We start from the raw sequence: 535 nt of genomic DNA on the forward strand, positions 1-535 counted from the left end.
TTCTGGATCTTTGGCAGTTGCAGTAGCCAAGTTGTACACCACTCCAGCATTGATATCCTCTTGAGTGATGGTATGCGTAGCTGTAAAGGTTGTATTGTCTGTTGCACCCACGGCCAATGTCGCAATAGGACCTCCAGTTACCGTAGCATTATTGTCAGTTACTGTTACATTAGTCAAAGTTACGTTACCTGTATTTTTAATTACAAAAGCATAACGCACTAGATCTCCCAAATTGGTTTTACCATCATTGTTGCTGTCTACATAAGTACCATCTTTGGTGATGTCGATGCTTGATTCAGATATTGTGTAGGTGTAATTGACTTTACAACCATTAAAATCGGTAATTACAACACTGTAAGTTCCATTTGATAAGTTCGAAATGTCTTTTGTAATTGCATTATTTGACCATAAGTAGGTGTAAGGTGAAGTTCCTCCTGAAACAGTTAATTTAATTGAACCGTTACTACATCCCAAACAATTGTTATTATTAACAACAACAGCAGTTGCGCTTAAAGCCGCAGCAGGTTGTCCAATG

The 535-nt window shown here is 38.1% G+C and carries 1 protein-coding gene; it reads right to left on the reverse strand.

Features of this window, described 5'->3' with window-relative positions:
• Window positions 1–535: SprB repeat-containing protein (locus ACSVH7_RS15120; protein ID WP_438067517.1), on the reverse strand; the 535-nt coding region annotated here is incomplete at both ends.

The organism is Flavobacterium sp. TSSA_36, assembly GCF_051547165.1.
GTDB lineage: Bacteria > Bacteroidota > Bacteroidia > Flavobacteriales > Flavobacteriaceae > Flavobacterium.